This is a genomic window from Cryobacterium sp. Hh11, assembly GCF_004404045.1.
Taxonomy (GTDB): Bacteria; Actinomycetota; Actinomycetes; order Actinomycetales; family Microbacteriaceae; genus Cryobacterium; species Cryobacterium levicorallinum.
The window spans coordinates 197,461-213,547 of record NZ_SOHF01000025.1; the positions used below are offsets into that span (position 1 = coordinate 197,461).

General features: G+C 65.9%; 15 protein-coding genes and 1 pseudogene. 6 read left to right on the top strand and 10 right to left on the bottom strand.

Annotation, left to right across the window (positions count from 1 at the left end; genetic code table 11):
* The first annotated feature begins 147 nt into the window (after positions 1-147).
* Both E3T46_RS12030 and E3T46_RS12035 read left to right on the top strand, forming a co-directional pair.
* On the top strand, positions 148-1,902 hold the full coding sequence (locus E3T46_RS12030; protein ID WP_134578721.1) for an MDR family MFS transporter: 1,755 nt from the start codon (positions 148-150) through the stop codon (positions 1,900-1,902).
* Complete coding sequence (locus tag E3T46_RS12035; RefSeq protein ID WP_134578722.1) at positions 1,895-2,356, top strand: MarR family winged helix-turn-helix transcriptional regulator; 462 nt, start codon at positions 1,895-1,897, stop codon at positions 2,354-2,356. Before E3T46_RS12030 ends, E3T46_RS12035 begins: the two co-directional genes overlap by 8 nt.
* Here the strand turns inward: E3T46_RS12035 and E3T46_RS12040 are convergent.
* Both E3T46_RS12040 and E3T46_RS12045 read right to left on the bottom strand, forming a co-directional pair.
* Complete coding sequence (locus tag E3T46_RS12040) at positions 2,353-3,870, bottom strand: HAMP domain-containing sensor histidine kinase (protein WP_198419205.1); 1,518 nt, start codon at positions 3,868-3,870, stop codon at positions 2,353-2,355. The genes E3T46_RS12035 and E3T46_RS12040 overlap by 4 nt on opposite strands.
* Entirely contained in the window at positions 3,867-4,616 is a 750-nt protein-coding gene (locus E3T46_RS12045) for a response regulator transcription factor (protein ID WP_134578723.1), read from the bottom strand. Before E3T46_RS12045 ends, E3T46_RS12040 begins: the two co-directional genes overlap by 4 nt.
* Before the next feature lie 196 nt (positions 4,617-4,812).
* Between E3T46_RS12045 and E3T46_RS12050 the strand changes: the two genes are divergently transcribed.
* Positions 4,813-5,688, top strand: a complete 876-nt coding sequence (locus E3T46_RS12050; RefSeq protein ID WP_134578724.1) for a hypothetical protein — start codon at positions 4,813-4,815, stop codon at positions 5,686-5,688.
* 13 nt (positions 5,689-5,701) lie between these two features.
* On the opposite strand, the gene E3T46_RS12055 is transcribed toward E3T46_RS12050, so the two are convergent.
* A complete protein-coding gene (locus tag E3T46_RS12055; RefSeq protein ID WP_134578725.1) occupies positions 5,702-6,817 on the bottom strand; it encodes a hypothetical protein in 1,116 nt (371 codons plus the stop codon).
* A gap of 274 nt (positions 6,818-7,091) precedes the next feature.
* Here E3T46_RS12055 and E3T46_RS12060 point away from each other — a divergent pair, with 274 nt between their 5' ends.
* Together E3T46_RS12060 and E3T46_RS12065 are read left to right on the top strand one after the other, a co-directional pair.
* The gene (locus E3T46_RS12060) at positions 7,092-7,676 is read left to right on the top strand and encodes a YqaJ viral recombinase family protein (RefSeq protein ID WP_166789521.1); all 585 of its coding nucleotides are present in this window, start codon (positions 7,092-7,094) and stop codon (positions 7,674-7,676) included.
* A gap of 158 nt (positions 7,677-7,834) precedes the next feature.
* Entirely contained in the window at positions 7,835-8,812 is a 978-nt protein-coding gene (locus E3T46_RS12065) for an NADP-dependent oxidoreductase (protein ID WP_241980688.1), read from the top strand.
* Positions 8,813-8,932: 120 nt separating this feature from the next.
* On the opposite strand, the pseudogene E3T46_RS18510 reads toward E3T46_RS12065, so the two are convergent.
* The 5 genes and pseudogenes from E3T46_RS18510 to E3T46_RS12090 all read right to left on the bottom strand — a co-directional run.
* A pseudogene (locus E3T46_RS18510) lies at positions 8,933-9,406 on the bottom strand (signal peptidase I); the annotation flags it as partial.
* Complete coding sequence (locus tag E3T46_RS12075; RefSeq protein ID WP_134578727.1) at positions 9,403-10,149, bottom strand: hypothetical protein; 747 nt, start codon at positions 10,147-10,149, stop codon at positions 9,403-9,405. The pseudogene E3T46_RS18510 and the gene E3T46_RS12075, both read right to left, overlap by 4 nt.
* Positions 10,146-11,459, bottom strand: coding sequence for a fibronectin type III domain-containing protein (locus E3T46_RS12080; protein ID WP_134578728.1), 1,314 nt, complete (start codon positions 11,457-11,459; stop codon positions 10,146-10,148). Before E3T46_RS12080 ends, E3T46_RS12075 begins: the two co-directional genes overlap by 4 nt.
* A gap of 3 nt (positions 11,460-11,462) precedes the next feature.
* Positions 11,463-11,996 carry a hypothetical protein gene (locus tag E3T46_RS12085; RefSeq protein WP_134578729.1) on the bottom strand — a complete coding sequence of 178 codons (534 nt, stop codon included), beginning with the start codon at positions 11,994-11,996 and terminating at the stop codon, positions 11,463-11,465.
* A gap of 89 nt (positions 11,997-12,085) precedes the next feature.
* Entirely contained in the window at positions 12,086-12,703 is a 618-nt protein-coding gene (locus E3T46_RS12090; protein ID WP_134578730.1) for an alternate-type signal peptide domain-containing protein, read from the bottom strand.
* Positions 12,704-13,178: 475 nt separating this feature from the next.
* Between E3T46_RS12090 and E3T46_RS12095 the strand changes: the two genes are divergently transcribed.
* Positions 13,179-14,600, top strand: coding sequence for a deoxyribodipyrimidine photo-lyase (locus E3T46_RS12095; protein WP_134578731.1), 1,422 nt, complete (start codon positions 13,179-13,181; stop codon positions 14,598-14,600).
* Here the strand turns inward: E3T46_RS12095 and E3T46_RS12100 are convergent.
* Both E3T46_RS12100 and E3T46_RS12105 read right to left on the bottom strand, forming a co-directional pair.
* A complete protein-coding gene (locus tag E3T46_RS12100) occupies positions 14,597-15,112 on the bottom strand; it encodes a signal peptidase I (RefSeq protein ID WP_134578732.1) in 516 nt (171 codons plus the stop codon). The genes E3T46_RS12095 and E3T46_RS12100 overlap by 4 nt on opposite strands.
* Before the next feature lie 120 nt (positions 15,113-15,232).
* Positions 15,233-15,904 carry a hypothetical protein gene (locus tag E3T46_RS12105; protein WP_134578733.1) on the bottom strand — a complete coding sequence of 224 codons (672 nt, stop codon included), beginning with the start codon at positions 15,902-15,904 and terminating at the stop codon, positions 15,233-15,235.
* Positions 15,905-16,087 lie beyond the last annotated feature (183 nt).

Here is a 16,087-nt window from a genome sequence, read left to right on the forward strand (position 1 = left end):
TGGCTGGAGTTCACCTTACGGCAGGTTGCGGGCGCGCGCAAATCAGCATCCACTTACCGGCCAGTGTCGCGTCTGCCGACGCGAAATGGTTGACATGCGTCCACTATCTGCCTATCGTTGATATCTGTCAACCACTTAAGGAGTCGCATGGCCCGCGCCAGTCGAACCGCTCGAGAGCGTGCCCCCGACGGTTCGATGGCACACCGCCAGGTGCTCGAAGCCCTGTCGGGCCTGCTGCTGGGCATGTTCGTGTCAATTCTGGCGAACACCGTCGTGAGCACCTCGCTGCCGCTCATTTTGAGTGACCTCAAGGGCTCGCAGTCGGCCTACACCTGGGTCGTCACGGCGACGCTGCTCGCCACGACGGTGAGCACGCCCATCTGGGGCAAGGTCGCCGACCTGTTCAACCGCAAGCTGCTCATTCAGCTGGCCCTCGCCGTCTTCGTCATCGGCAGCGCCCTCGCCGGCTTCTCGCAGGACTCGGGCACCCTCATCGCGTTCCGGGTGCTGCAGGGCCTCGGCGCCGGCGGCCTGGTCGCCCTCAGCCAGATCATCATGGCCGACATCATCAGCCCCCGCGAGCGCGGCCGCTACGCCGGCCTGTTCGGCGCGGTCATGGCCCTCGGCACCATCGGCGGCCCGCTGCTCGGTGGCGTCATAACGGATGCCTTCGGCTGGCGCTGGAACTTCTTCATCGCCCTGCCGGTGGCAATCGTCGCCATCGTGCTGCTGCAGCGCACCCTGCACCTGCCGGCACGGCCGAAGCGGGTCGTACGCATCGACTACCTCGGGGCCGCGCTCATCACGAGCGGCATCTCCCTGCTGCTGATCTGGGTGACCCTGGCCGGTTCGCAGTTTGAGTGGCTGTCGCTGACCTCGTGGGTCATGGTAATCGGTGCCGTCCTGCTGCTCGTAGCGGCCGTCATCGTCGAGATGCGCGCCACGGAGCCGATTATTCCGCTCAGCCTGTTTCGCAATCGCACCTTTACCTTCGCGACGGTCGCGAGCCTCGCGGTCGGCGTCTCCCTGTTCGGAACCTCCGTCTTTCTCAGCCAGTACATGCAGCTCGCCCGTGGCGCGACGCCAACCGAGTCCGGCCTGCTCACCATTCCCATGATGGGCGGCTTACTCATCTCGTCGACGCTGTTCGGAACCGTGATCAGTCGGCGCGGCACCTGGAAATCGATCATGGTCTCCGGCTCCGTGCTCATGCTCGTCGGCACCACCCTGCTCGGCACGCTCGATGTGCACACCAGCCTCGTCTTCGTCGGCGTCTATATGTTTACCCTCGGAGCCGGCCTGGGCATGGTCATGCAGAACCTCGTTCTGGTCGTGCAGAACACCATTGAGGTGCGACACCTCGGCGTCGCCACCAGCTCGGTCACCTTCTTCCGCAGCCTCGGCGGCGCGGTCGGTGTCTCGGTGATGGGGTCGATTCTGGGCAGTGTCGTAGCCACGCAGATCAGCAGCCGCGTCGGCAATCTCAGCCCCGCCAATCAAGCGGATGCGGGTCGACTACTGGGCGACGGTGTCATCCCGCAGGTCAATCTGCTGCCCGACGTGCTGCGCATCATCGTGGAAACGGCCTACGGCTCCGGCGTCGGCCTGATCTTCCTGGTCAGCGCGCCGCTGGTTCTCGTGACCCTTCTCATGGTGTCGCTGCTGCCCAATCATCCGCTCGGCACGGAGACCGGCATCGATCGGGTGCGCTCGGCCACCGTAGAGTCGACTCCGGCGCCGGAATCGACCCGGCTGCGCGAGACGGAAACCGTGGAGGACATCGTGATCGACGTGAGCGCGGCATCCGCTGGACTGCTGCCGGTGGGGCGCGCCCACGATACCCAGTCGATTCGTATCGTGCGGCCCGCCAGCGACAAGACCAGGACAACACGCGATGAGTGACACGGTCGCACCGACATTTGTGGATGGCGAGAGCCCCGAACTCGCCCGGGTTGAGGCGCAAATGGCCCTGCTCGCCTCGGGAATCCGGGCCAGCACCCGGTCGACCGCGGCCAGCATCGACCCGGCCCTGGAGCCGTTCGGGCTGGCTGTGCTGCGCGTGCTCGCTCGACGGGGCGAAACCCACGCCGGAGTCGTCGCCGAGGTGCTCGCGGTGGATCGGAGCATGATCAGCCGCCAGGCCAGGCTGCTCTGTGGGCTGGACCTCGTCGGAACCCGGGTCGATCCGCGCGACGGTCGCGCGCGGTTTTTGGCGCTCACCCCGCTCGCCGAGGCGAAGCTGGCCAAGGTGCGCCGCGAGCGCACCGCTCTCGTTCACCGACGTCTCAGCACCTGGACGACCACCGAGCTCGACCAGTTCGCCGTTCTGCTGGAGCGGCTGAACGAAGCCGACTAGGCCGCGACGAGCGGAAGCGCCACCCGAAACTGGGTGCGACCGGGAACGCTCTCGACACTGACTTCGCCGTGGTGCGCAGCGACGACCGCTGCCACGATGGCGAGGCCCAGGCCGGTGCTGCCGGTTCCGCGAAAGCGTGAGCTGTCGCCGCGGGCGAACCGTTCGAACAGGGTGTTTTTGAGGGCATCCGGAATGCCCGGACCGTTATCGGTGACCGTGATGACGGCCTGGTCGCCGATGGCGGTGAGCGCGATGACCACGCTGCTGCCGGCATCCGTGTGGATCCGGGCGTTAGCGAGCAGGTTGGCGATGACCTGACGCAGGCGCGGTTCGTCGCCGGTCGCCTCGATAGGTTCTTCGGGCAGCTCGACGTTCCAGCCGTGATCGGGGCCGGCGGCGTGCGCGTCGCTGACGGCGTCGACGAGCAGCATGGTGAGGTCCACCGGCTCCAGTTCGAGTTCACGGCCCTCGTCGAGGCGGGCCAGCAACAGCAGATCCTCGACCAGCCCGGTCATGCGCACCGACTCCGACTCGATGCGACCGAGCGCGTGCATGGCGTCGGGCGGCAGCTCCTGGCCGCTGCGGCGAGTGAGTTCGGAATACCCGCGAATGGATGCCAGCGGGGTGCGCAGTTCGTGGCTCGCGTCGGCGACGAACTGGCGCACCTTGCGTTCGCTCGCCTGCCGAGCCTCCAGGGCGAGGTCGACGTGGTCGAGCATGCGGTTGAGGGCGGCGCCGACCCGGCCGACCTCGGTGCGCGGATCGGTGTCGCCGGCCGGAACCCGATCATCGAGCGAGACCTCGCCGCGGTCCAGCGGCAGCTGCGCGACCCGGGTGGCGGTCGCGGTGACCCTCTGCAGTGGGCGCAGGGCCAGCCGCACCACCCAGGCGGCGATGATGGCGACGATCACGAGTCCGACGAGCGAAACAAGGCCAACGATCAGGGCCAGTTGGGCGGCCGTGGCAGCAACTCCGGAAAGCGGAAGGCCAACCAGATAGAGCGTGCCGGTGCGGGACGTTTCGGCCTGCACCCGGTACTCGCCGAGTTCGCCGCCGAGGTGCACCGTGACCGGCGTCGATTGGTTGACGTGGTCGGCGAGGATCTGTACCTGCTCCGACGTGAGCGCCTCGATTTGTCCGCTCTCGTCGTCGGTGTAGCCGGTCGTGATGCTGGTTCCGTCGTAGACGAGGGCGAGCAGTCCGGGCGGCTGGGCCGGGCCGCTGAGAATGCTGTCGGCCGTCGGAGTGCCGAAGTAGGGGTTGCCGGGCAGGTCGCCGAGACGGTCGCCGTCGTTGTCGCCGACGCCGCCGAGCGCGGCCCCGGAACGGTCAGCGGCCGAGGCGAGCTGTAGGTCTAGCCGGTCGACCAGGGAAGCGCGCAGAATGACGACGCTCACTATGCCGATCGTGATGCTCACGACCGCGAGCAGCCCGACGACGGTGAGCACGAGGCGGCGCTGCAGGGTCCAGGGCGAGCGGGGGCGGCCGCGGCGACGGGGCATCCGCTCAGTCATGAAGCAGTTTTGAGCATGTAACCGGCGCCACGCACCGTGTGGATCATCGGCTCGCGGCCGACATCGACCTTCTTGCGCAGGTACGAGATGTAGATTTCGACGACGCTGGATTTGCCGCCGAAGTCGTAGCTCCAGACCCGGTCGAGAATCTGGGCTTTGCTGAGCACCCGGCGCGGATTGCGCATGAGAAAGCGCAGCAGTTCGAACTCGGTCGCGGTCAGTTCGATGGCGTCGCCGTCGCGAAACACCTCGTAGCTGTCCTCATTGAGGGTGAGGTCGCCGACGGTAATGCGCGGGTCGGTCGAGTCGGCCACGGCGAGGGTGGAGCGGCGGATGAGACCGCGCAGCCGGGCAACGACCTCCTCGAGGCTGAACGGTTTGGTGACGTAGTCGTCGCCGCCGGCGGTGAGGCCATTGATGCGGTCGTCGAGGGAATCCTTGGCGGTCAGAAACAGCACCGGTGTCTCGTAGCCGTCGGCGCGCACCCGCTGCAGCACCTGCAGGCCGTCGATGTCGGGCAGCATGATGTCGAGAACGATGGCGTCGGGGCGGAATTCGCGGGCGATGCTGAGTGCTTGGCGGCCTTCGCCGGCGGTGCGCACCTCCCAGCCCTCATAGCGCAGGGCCATCGAGAGCAGATCAGTGAGCGTCGGTTCGTCGTCGACGACGAGTACGCGAATGGCACTGCCGTCGGCCTTGGTCAGTCGGGGGCCGTGGCCGGTGTGCGCGCTCTCACGTGTGCTCATAGTAGTAAGTATCGCTACTTTTCTATGAGTCGACTATGCGTTGCCCTAGCCCTCACTGTGAGCAGCCTTGCCCGGGCGTGCGAATTTGCCGCGTGCTGGAGCAATCCTTGGGTTTCGTCCCGAATTCTGCCGTAAATCCTGAGGTGGGGCGAGCATGATCGATCAGACACGAGGTGCGACACGGGGGGAACCGGCCATGACCTTGACAGCCCTGCTCCGCCGCCGAGCACTACCTTCGAGCCCTGCTGCACTCGTCGACCACGCCCCGGCCGATGCCCACAATCTGACCGACGTCGGCAAAAAGACCTACTTTCTGGTCTACGGACGAGATGCGCTGTTCTGCTTCGACGGTTCGAGCCTGGCCACCGTGCCTCAGGCCCCGGCAGGAATCACGCGCATCGTCGCCGTGGGCAGCGACCTGTATCTGACGGCCGAGTCCGACCGGCATCCGGGTCTCACGTCGATCCATCGCTATCGCAACGGCCGGTTCACCTTCATCGCCACAACCGAGGCCTCGCAACTGCTCCTGACCAGCTTTCGCGGACGAGCGTACTTTCGCTTACAGTCCGGCCTCTGGTACGTCAACGGCCGTGACCTGGTTCCAGTAGCCGGATCCCCGATCGATATTCTCGCCCTGACGGTGTTTGGTCAGGAACTCTATATCGTTCACCATGACTCAGAGGTGTGCGCCATCTCGAGCTACCGCGGGTCATCGTTTACCCGGCTGGACGGCGTTCCCGCCGACGGGCCGTTCGAGTTCGCCGCCCTTGATGAGGCGCTATATATTCGCACGCGCCGTCACGTCTATGTCTGGGCGCGGTCAACCTTCAGCCTCGCATCGAACGGGCGATTCACCGGGCTGGTCGCCTACAACGGGGTGCTCTATGCCAAGGCCTACGGCACGAGCAAGCTCGGGGTGCTCGACCGCACCGGCTTCTCTGAGCTCGCGAATACCCCGCCGCTGAGCGGGGAGATCAACATCGTTCGGGGTGGTCTGTACTTTCTCGACCGCGCCGGACGGCTGCACACGCATCGAACGGCGGCCCCGCCGCTTCGCGCGTCGATTGACTGAGCGCGCTCGCGGTTTATTGCAGGATGTTGAGCAGTTCCGGCGCGGGCACGAGCGCGTGGCTGCCGGGCAGGAACAGCCTCTGGCAGCCGTCGAGTTCGACCTGAATCGACGTGTCGAGCCGGGTGCCTGCGCGCTCCGGCCAGAGCACCGCAAACCGGGTCGGGTCGGTGCTGCACTCGGGCGCCTGCGAAGCGGATGCTGCGGCGGCGAGCAGCGCCGCAGCATCCGCTTCAAGGGTGCTCGCGCCGGCAAAGGTGCCGAACTGCAGGTTCATCATTGCGCCGAGAGCGAGGTCATCGATCCCCGCGACGGAGTTGAGCTCGCTGAGGTCGGGGTCTTGCTGCAGATCGACCGTGTAGACGCAGACGCTCGCGCCGTCGACGCCGGCGAGGGACGGAGCCTCGGCCGGCGGCGCCGGAATCGTGGTCGGTTCAGCACCGTCGCTCATGCCGTCCGGAAAGGTCTGCAGGCCCATACCGCCAAAGAGCAGCGACTGCTCGGGCGTGCCGGCCGTCATCGCGCAATTGGCGTCGAGCGCCTCTCGCGTGACCTGCAACACGAGCGGAAGCAGGGTCGTGTCGGTCAGCTCGAGCTCGTCGAGAGCGGTGTGGGTCGCCGGCTTGGTTTTGCCGCAGGAGGTGCGCGGCCAGGCCGCCCGCAGCGCCTCACCATTGGAGTTTTGCAGCCAGAGTGTGGGCACCAGCTCCATGTCGGCGGTGCAGGCCTGATTGGGGCCCGCCTGGTCGCTGGGTTCGGCGAGCGCCGACAGCAGCGCGCCGAAGTCGCCCTCGAGGGTCTCGACCTGCACTGCCGACCAGCGGCCCTGCGCGTCGTCGAGGCTGCCGAAAAAGGTGCAGCGATAGGCGGCGACGGGGTTGAAGTCGGTCGGAACCCGTCCCGGATCCGGCGCGGCGGGGTGCTCGGCGGTCAGGTCGGTTTGGGTCGGAACACCCTCCTGCACGGCGATGTCGTGATTGAGGTTGGGCGCCTGGCAGTCGACCCCTTCGACGAGGTGCGCGATCGGAGCGTCGGTCGCGGCGGGGAAGCCGGGGAGGCCGGCGCATCCGCTGAGCAAAATGGCGAGCGTGATCGCGACTACGCCTCCAGCTGTGCGTGCGCGGTGCGACATAGTATTCCCCCGGTTGGTTGCCGTGCACTCACGCTAGCGAACTCAGATCACTTCGCGATAACGATTCTCAGAGTTTCGGGGCTGCCGAGCGGGGCGTGTCGGGTGGAACGCGGCGCGGCGAGCGGTCGCAGCGTGCGCGGCAGCAAACGAGCGGCACTCCGTGGCGGTGGCGCGCCGACCGGGCGCGCGGGCACACAATAGAGGGGTGCCGAATTCAACGCTGTCCCTCTTCGATCTGGACCAGCCTTCAACGCACCTTGCAGCATCCGCTCTGCTGCCGGCACCGCACACGCTGCGCATCGTCGCCGACTCGACCGACCGGGTGGCCTGGCTGCGGGCACGCAACCAGGGAATCACCGCAACGGATGTCGCGAAACTGTCGACTCCGAAATCCATTCTGAACGCGGCCCACGACAAAATGCACGGCACGAGCTTCACCGGCAACAGCTACACCGACCACGGGCGGGCCCGGGAACCGGTCATCGCCGCCTGGGTGCTGGAGAACTACGGCATCGAGCCGAGCACGAACCTGTTCCGTTCGCTCGCGCACCCGCGGCATCTGGCCACACCCGACGGAGTCGGCGTGGCGGCCAATGGCGATCTGCACCTGGCCGAGATCAAGACCACGAGCAAGCCGTGGCGCAGCATTCCGCGCAGTTATATGCGGCAGGTGTGGTGGCAGCAATATGTGCTCGGCGCCGACCGCACGCTGCTGGTCTGGGAAGAGCACCTGGGCTTCGTGCCGGTGGCCCCGGTGCCCGAATGTCGCTGGATCGAACGCGACGAAGACCAGATCGCCATATTGGTCGGCCTCGCCAACGCCCTGATCGACAACCTCGACGAGCAGACCCGCCGCTAGCGGTCCGTTTGGCGGGGCCTGCGCGGTGAGGGGTCCTCACCGCGCATCCCTCAGGCGCACCCCTCATCGCTCATCAGGGAGCAAGCAAGTCCCTATGTCTAGTCCGGGCCCGGGCCCGGAAAGCGGGGGCGCGGGCGCGATGCAGCAGAATGGGGAGCATGGCTACTGAATACGAACTGCCGGAGACCATGCGCGCCCTCATCATCGACGAGACCGGTGCCCCCGAGGTGTTGCACCTGGCCGATCGGCCGCTGCCCCGCCAAATTTCCGACGAGGTGCTCATCAAGGTCGTCGCCGCCGGCCTCAACCCGATCGATGCCAAGACCCGTGCGGGCAAGGGCGTCGCGGCCGCGATCCAGAGCTACCCGACCATTCTCGGCAACGACTTCAGCGGAATCGTCGTGCGCGCCGCGTTCGAGGCCTCGCCGCTGCAGCCCGGCGACGCGGTCTACGGCATGGGCCGCGTGCCGCGCACCAGCGGCAGCTTCGCCGAGTATGTCTCGGTCTCGAGCATGAGCGTCACGCACAAACCGGCCAGGCTCAGCCACGCCGAAGCGGCCGCCGTTCCGATCGCGGCGTTGACCGCCTGGGGCATGGTCAAGTTGGCCGGGGCAGCTCCCGGGCAGCGGATGCTGGTGCACGCCGGCAGCGGCGGCGTCGGTCACTTCGCGGTGCAGTTTGCCCGGGTGCTGGGAGCGCACGTGACCGCGACGGCGTCGACCCGCAACCTCGACTTTCTGCGCGAGCTCGGCGCCGACGAGGTCATCGACTACAGCACGACCCGCTTCGAGGATGTGGTCCACGATCTCGACTCGGTCATCGACCTCATCGGCAACGTGCACGACAACACCGGCACCCGCTCGCTCGCGGCCCTGCGCCCCGGCGGCCTGCTCGTGAACGCACCGACCGGCAGCTGGCCGACCATGGCAGCGGATGCCGCCGCCGCCGGCCGCCGCGCGACCGGTTTCAAGGTGTCCCCCGACGCGCGCACGCTCGACGAGATCTCGGCCCTACTCTCCAGCGGCACCGTGCGCGTGCACGTCGACTCCGTGTTCGAACTCGCCGACGGTGCCGCCGCGCACCGACTGCTCGAAGAGGGTCACACCCGCGGCAAGATCGTGCTCCGCGTCTCGTAACCCGAGGGCCGGGTCGTCGGCATCCGCTCCCCGTTTGCGGGTTTTTTGGCGGTCGAGCAGGCCGCCGACGACCATGAAGCAGGCATAGCCGAACAGGGCCACGGTCACCACGGGGATGATCCAGGTCCGGTTTGCCCCGGTGATCACGTTGTTGACGTAGCCGACGAAGGGTACCGCGTACCAGAGCCGACCTTGAATCTGCTCGGCCAGCACGGGGTCGTCGTCGGGCGCACTGTTGTTGTCGCCCTGCACGATGAAGGAACGCGGTCCTTCTGAGCTCGAAACGATCGAGAGGATGCGGTGCGTCACGACCTTGGCGTCGCCGGACACCATTTGATACGTAACGACGTCTCCAATGTGCAGCGCGTTGGCGTCGACCGGGCGCACGATGACGACAGTGCCGGGCGAAAGTCCCGGCTCCATCGAGCTGGTCAGCACGGTCAGCGGGGTCGCACCGGTCGCCTTGGGAATGACCACGAGCACCAGTCCGAGCCCGATGACGAGCAGCAGCACGGCAGCGCTAAGCGCGATCCCCAGAAAACGCCAGAGGCTGGGAGCGGGCGTATCGGTCGGTGCGTCAGCCGGCTGCGTCACGGTTCACGCCGGTCACGGCGCCGCCGGGTGACCAGCAGCACGCCAACACCGAGCAGCAGGCCGCCGCCGATAATGGCCGGAACGGGCAGGTCGACGCCGGTGCGCGACAGAGCGTCCGCCCGCTGGGGTACTGACGGTTCGGCGATGGCCGGAATGAGCACGCCATCGTCGTCACAGGCCGATGCCGCGAAGGGTCCAGCCTCGGCATCGCGCAGCGCAACGAGAACGCCGAGGTCCGCGCGCGCGTTTTGAGCGGTCAGTCCGTTCACGTTCATCATCTCGATGGTGAGCTCGACCCGCAGGGTGTCCCCGGCCGCGAGCGGCTGCTCGGGCGCGAGTACCGCGCAGCCCGCGTCGGTCAGCTGCGGAACGGTCGTCACCGTCTGTCCCGCGGCGTCTTCGACAGTCAGGATGAGGTATTCCCGAAGGTCAGAGACCGTTCGATCAGCGGATGCTCCGCCCGGCTCCCGCAGGCTCACCCGCACGTTCGCGGGCCGGTCGCTCGGGTTCTGAATCCACAGGCTCGATTGCATCGAACCATCCGGAATCAGCAGGCCGGACGATCCGAACAGTCCGACGGGCAGGCTGCTGGCAAAATGTTCGCCATCGCTGCTGACCAAGATGTCGGGAGCGAACTCGGCGCCCGGCACCGCCAGGGCCGGGGCGGCGGTCCCACTCACGGTCAGCAGGAACACGGCGCCCACGGCCGCTGCGATCCGGGCACGGATCAGGAATCCGGTCATGAAGTCACCTCGTCGAGGGTGAATAGCTGGTTTTCCTGGATGGGTACCGTGATGTCGCACGTCTTCAAGGTGAGCGTGTTGCCTGACTCAAGGCACTTCGTGTCGTCCTTCACGCTGCGAATCTGAAAGGTGGCACTGCCCAAGCTGATCGGGGCGAGCGTGAAGCGTTGCTTGGCTTTGTCTGCGGGGCCACTTTGCGTGCTGAGCGACAGGGCAGACGTGCCTTCCGCAGTCCACACCAGGTTCTCGTCAGCGGCGACGATTTCATACTCGGAACCGTTTCTGTCCGCAACGAAGCTGAACCGTGAGGTTGAGGCGGTCGAGCACTCCTTCGTCGCCAGCACTCGTCCCTTTTGTTGCGGGGCGGCCGCATCGACACAGGTCCCGGCGGCGGTGACGACGTGGTACCACACGCCAGGGGCCGGTGGCTGCTTGTTCGTAGACACGGCGAGCTCGTTCGAGGCGGCCAGGTGATTGCCGTTCGCATCCACGGCGTAAATCAGGTAGGTGTAGCGCGTGTTCGCCGTCAGGCCGGTGTCGGTGAAGGTGGTGGCGCTTTGTGCGTTTGCAACCCGCGTGCCGTTTCGCCAGACCTCGTAGCGCGTCACGGTTCTGTCTTGGGCAGCGGCCCAGGTCAAGGAGATGGAGCTGTGCGTCTTCCTGACCGCCGCCAGATCGCGTGGCGCGGTGGTGGTGACAGATTGCGCGGCGGTCACGAGCGAGATGGGTGACGTCCAGTTGCCCGTTCGCGCTTGCAATTCCAGTTGCGCCGTTAGGGAGGTGCTGGCCATGGTGCCGGCGGTGGTGTTGGCGATCGACGTCTGCACGCAGTAGCGCACCGAAGCCCTCGCCGCCAGGTCGCCGCTCAGGGTAAGTCCCGTCGCCAGGGGGGTGCTCGCTGTTCCACTCGGAGGCGCCGTGGGGCAGGTACCGGTTGCGGCGATCGACCAGGCGCGAACGCTGACCTCCCCGGCAAACGCGGTCGCGGAGACCGAACCGAGTTTCAGGTCGTAGGCGGCAGGCACGGTGCCGTTGGTCAGGGTGATCGGCTTCGTGGTCGTGAGCAGGAGGGACGTGTAGTCGGTCGCGAGCGCGGCGAACCCGTCCTGCGTGATGGTCACGGCACCGGAACTAACGGATGCCGTGGGATTGACCGCAGCAGCGGTCCAGACGGCCTGGGCAACGCCGGTGCCGGCAAGGGTCAAAAAGACCAGGCTCGCAATTGCCACGGCAGATCGTGCGGCGGGCCAGCGCGCCGGACGCCCCGACCGGCTGCGCAGCCGCAGAGAACGACGACGGTTCGATGTCATGGGCTAGACCTGCCGTCCGTCAATCAGGAGTCCAAAGCTCGTCGCGGTCTGGGATTGGCTGCCGCTCGGGGCATCCGCTGACAGCCTCACTGAGACGCACAGAATCGCGCTGGATCCGGGCGCCAGGGTCGTACCGAGCTCGTCAGTCGGCGCGTCAGCGAAGGTGCCGGCACTGGTGGGCGTGAGGTTCGACGTACACTCTTGTACCGTCGAAACGGCGCTCACCCCGACGATCAGGGCCTCCGAGAATAGCGTCGAAACGGTCGGCCGGGTCAGGCCCGCGAGGCGAAGGGAGAGCGACACCGTGCCGTCGTTGCGCACGTCGACCGTGCCGACGTTGCTTGCTCCGGGATACAGCGGGGTATTCGACATCTCGAGGTCTGACGTGATGCTGAGCTCGGCGGATCCGGCCTGAATCGTGACTGCCGGGCCGGCCGAAGCGCTCGAGTTCAACAGGGCATAGGTCCCGCCCACGGCCGCAGTGGCCAGCAGGGTCGCACCCAGAATCGCCGCACTCGCGAACAGAAATGTTTTCAAGAGATCACCGGCTTTCGCAAATCAAAAGTGGATGCTGCCTGCTGGTCGTTTCCGGGTGCCCCCGTTGGGGGCGCCCGGGCACCGATCGGTTAGATCTGGGTGAGGTTGACCGCCATGTCCTTGAGGGTGACCGAACCGAGCATCATGGTGTTCTCAGCGCCCAGCGCGCCGTTCGGGAAGGTGATCGTGACCTCGACGGTGACGTCTTCCTCGACGATTCCCGCTCCGGGTGTGATGGTGTAATCCGTCGGGCCGGTGGTCACTGAACGCTCAGTCTGGGAGAAGTTATCCTTGATGCCGCCATCGGGCGTCACTGTCAAAACTGCGGTCCCGATGAGGTATGCGGCCAGTGCGTCGTCGGCTTTGTAACCCGGCGTGGTGGCGTTGATGGAGCCCGCATCGAGCGTCAGCTCGGCGACGAGGTTGTCACCCTCGGCCAGGACGTGCATTTTCTTGGTATAGACCAGCACATCGCCGGGCGAGGCCGCGAATGTTTCGAGGTTCAGGACTACATCGTTCTGGTCCGTCCAAACACCGGCAACTTCAACGCCGTCGATGGCGCTGGGAGAAACAACCAGGTTGCCGGCTTCGATCGTGCCGCCGGCAACCACGGCCGAGGAGTTCCACAGCGCAAAAGTCGTGCCGCCGCCGAGCAGGAGGGTGAGACCGGCGGCGCCGGCAATCGCGCCTTTGGTGAGCTTGTTCATGGTGAGGCCCTTCGGGTACTGGTCTGAAAACTTCGGGTGGTCGCAGGCCAGCAAGCGGCAGGCGTGGAGCAACGGCAAGAAGCCCGCTACGTGATCGCCGCGGGGTAAGCGCGACGGTGATGCGGCCGGTCGTCCACAACCCTGGGTATTGGGCCATGAATTTGCTACAGTCCGGTGGTGTTTTCTGCGACTGCAGCTCCATCCGCGATTCACACACTAGATGCGACAGACAAATTTGTCTGTCCTGCTCCAACCCCCAGAATGGGGAATTGAGTTTTTGCCTAAATGGCGACGATTTGGTCTGTACGCACAAAGATTTACACCGTTTAGCTCTATTTTCCGCAGATATACCGACGTTTCGACGTGTTGCTCCGTTGGTCGAACCTCGGCCGACGCTGGCGCGACGAACCGTTCTACCTCCGAATTGGTCTCATCCGCGGCAGGGTACACACTGGAGTTCTCACGAGGAGAGCCCATGACTTCACTTCCCCTGACCCCGGCAGAATCCAACGAGCACGCCGGCCCCTCGGTCGTCTGGTTTCGCGACGACCTGCGCGTCGGTGACCACCCGGCGCTGCACGCAGCCCTCGCCCGACACCGGCCGATCGTGGCCGTGTATGTGTTCGACGACGAGTCCCCCGGAGTGCGCCCGCTCGGTGGCGCCGCCCGTTGGTGGCTCCACCAGAGTCTCAGATCGCTCGGTGCAACGCTCGAGGCGCTCGGTGGCCGGCTCATTCTGCGCCGCGGCCCGGCCGCACCGATCATCACCGAAATCGCCCGTGAAACGGATGCCGCTGCCGTCTTCTGGAATCGCCGCTACGGCTCCGCAGAACGCATGATCGATACCGCAATCAAGGCCGAGCTGCGCGCCGGCGGCGTCGATGCCCACAGCTTCGCGGGTTCACTCTTGTTCGAACCGTGGACCATCCAAACCGGTCAGGGCGGCTCCTACTCGGTGTTCACGCCGTTCTGGAGTGCCTGCCAGGCCGGTCCGCCGCCGCGCGGGCCCTACCCCTCCCCCGACACCGTCTCCGGGTGGTCGGGCAGCCTCGCGACCGACAGCCTCGACGGCTGGGGCCTCGAGCCGAGCGCGCCCGACTGGGCCGACGGGCTGCGCGCGGCGTGGCAGCCGGGCGAGATATCCGCTCAGCAAATGCTTGGGCGCTTTCTGGCCGAATCACTCCCCCGCTATGGGGCCGAACGTGACGAACCGGCCCAGAACGCGACGTCGCGTCTGTCGCCGTACCTGCGGTGGGGGGAGATCAGCCCGCACCAGGTCTGGGCGGCCACCCAGGAGGCGCAACGCTCACTCTCCGGGCCGGCGCTCGCGAGTGCGACCCGGTTTCTCACCGAGGTCGGCTGGCGGGAGTTCGCCTACCACGTGCTGTTTCACGCCCCCGAGCTCGCGACCAAGAACCTGCGGCCCGCCTTCGACGCCTTCCCATGGCCCGAGCTCGACCACGAAGCCGTGACCGCGTGGCAACAAGGCCGCACCGGCTTCGCCTTGGTCGATGCCGGCATGCGCGAGCTCTGGCGAACCGGAAGTATGCACAACCGGGTACGCATGGTCACCGCTTCATTCCTGATCAAGAATATGTTGGTCGACTGGCGGGTGGGCGAGCGCTGGTTCTGGGACACCCTCGTCGATGCCGATGCCGCCAGCAACCCCTTCGGCTGGCAGTGGGTAGCCGGCTCCGGAGCGGATGCTGCGCCCTACTTTCGCATCTTCAACCCCGAACTGCAGGCGGCCAAGTTCGACCCGCACCAGCAGTACATCCGCGCCAACGTGCCCGAATACGGCACGGATGCCTACCCGGCGCCCCTGGTAGACCTCGGCGAAACCCGCCGAGCCGCCCTCGCCGCCTACGACAAGGTGAAAGCCCAGTCGGCAAGCTAGGCGACCCGAACGGCCGCGATGCCCCTGGATTCCTTGGACGGTTTACTTTCGGGCTTCTGTTGGGGTTTCTGTTCGGATGACCCGACGTACCACATACTCAGAACGCACATAATGAGGGAGCCGAGGGCGAGCGGGTTCTGCAGGTAGACCACGAGATAGCCGAGGCGGGGAACGAAGGCGGTCACTCCGCCGATGACATCGGCGGCCGGCACAGTGAAGGGGTCGATCGTGTCGTTCGCATCGCCCTTGGTGGTCAGGGTGCCATCGTCGTTGATGGCCACGAGTCGGTGGGTGGTGCGATCGCCGGCGCGTCGAAAGGCGATGATCTGGCCGACTTCATACCGGTCGGCCTCAACAAGCACGACGCTGGCCGGCAAAATGGTGGGCGACATTGATCCGGTGCGTACAACGTAGGCCCGGTAGGGCAGGGCGCCCGTGGCCACGAGAGCCACCGGAGTGAGCACGGCGGCGAGCACGAGCAACAGAATCACGGTGCCTTTGAGTCTCTTCACGGTACGCCTTTCGAGCTCGAAATGGGATGAGGACCGGCCCGGACGTCGCCACCCGACGGCGACATCCGAGCCACTTCATTTAGTCCCTGGTCGCCCGCCATCTGGCGGCGACGGAGGTTGTTAGTTGACTCCGGCGACCCCTGGGGCGTGACCAACCTGCGTTGCGACGATCTGGTACGGCAGGCCATAACCCGCCGCAGCGGGGAATTCCGTGCCGCCGTGGTACTGCACCGGGTACTGGTTCCACGCGCCTGCTCCGGAAGTCATGGCCGCACCATAGGCAAAGGTGAACGAAACGTCTCCCGTTGCTTGGGGCGCGAGGTTGGACGCCAGCTGGTATTTCTCCAGCAGCGGCCAGCAGCCCCGGTTCGCCTGCTCGAAGAAGCCGCCACAGCTATTCGTGGCTCGCCACTCGCCGTCCTGCAGGTTTGTCGAGGAGAAGACTTCGGTTCCACTGCCCTTGACCGTGAAATTGCCGTACTTGCCCAGGTTATTGATGGCGCGCAGGGCATCGACGTTATTGAAGACCACCCACACGTCCTGGTTGTTCGTCCCAGTGTTCTTGAAGTCGGCCGTCACGGTCTGCGGTTCACCGGGCAACAAATTCGTGTAAGCGAGTTCCGTGTTTTCGCTGGTGACCTCGATGGAACCGAGGTTGCCCGTGATGTTTCCCTGTTCGGTGTCAGTGAAGTACGCACCGGTCGGCCCCAATGCCGCGAGCGCCATGGTCAACGCAACAGCGACGCCCCCGGCCCCAATGATTGCTTTCTTGCGGTTTAACATAAGTTTCACGTCAGTCTCATCTCAAATAGTCAGGTTTGGAGAGAACAATGAGATGTCTTCACTATTCCCATCCAAAACGTTAGAGACGAGCAATGCTCGTGTATGCCCCCCATTGGGTGCCGCCGACCCCCCAATCTGGGGGCTGGAACGCCTGCCGTTGATGTCAGCGCAAACCGAAAACGAAAAAACGGG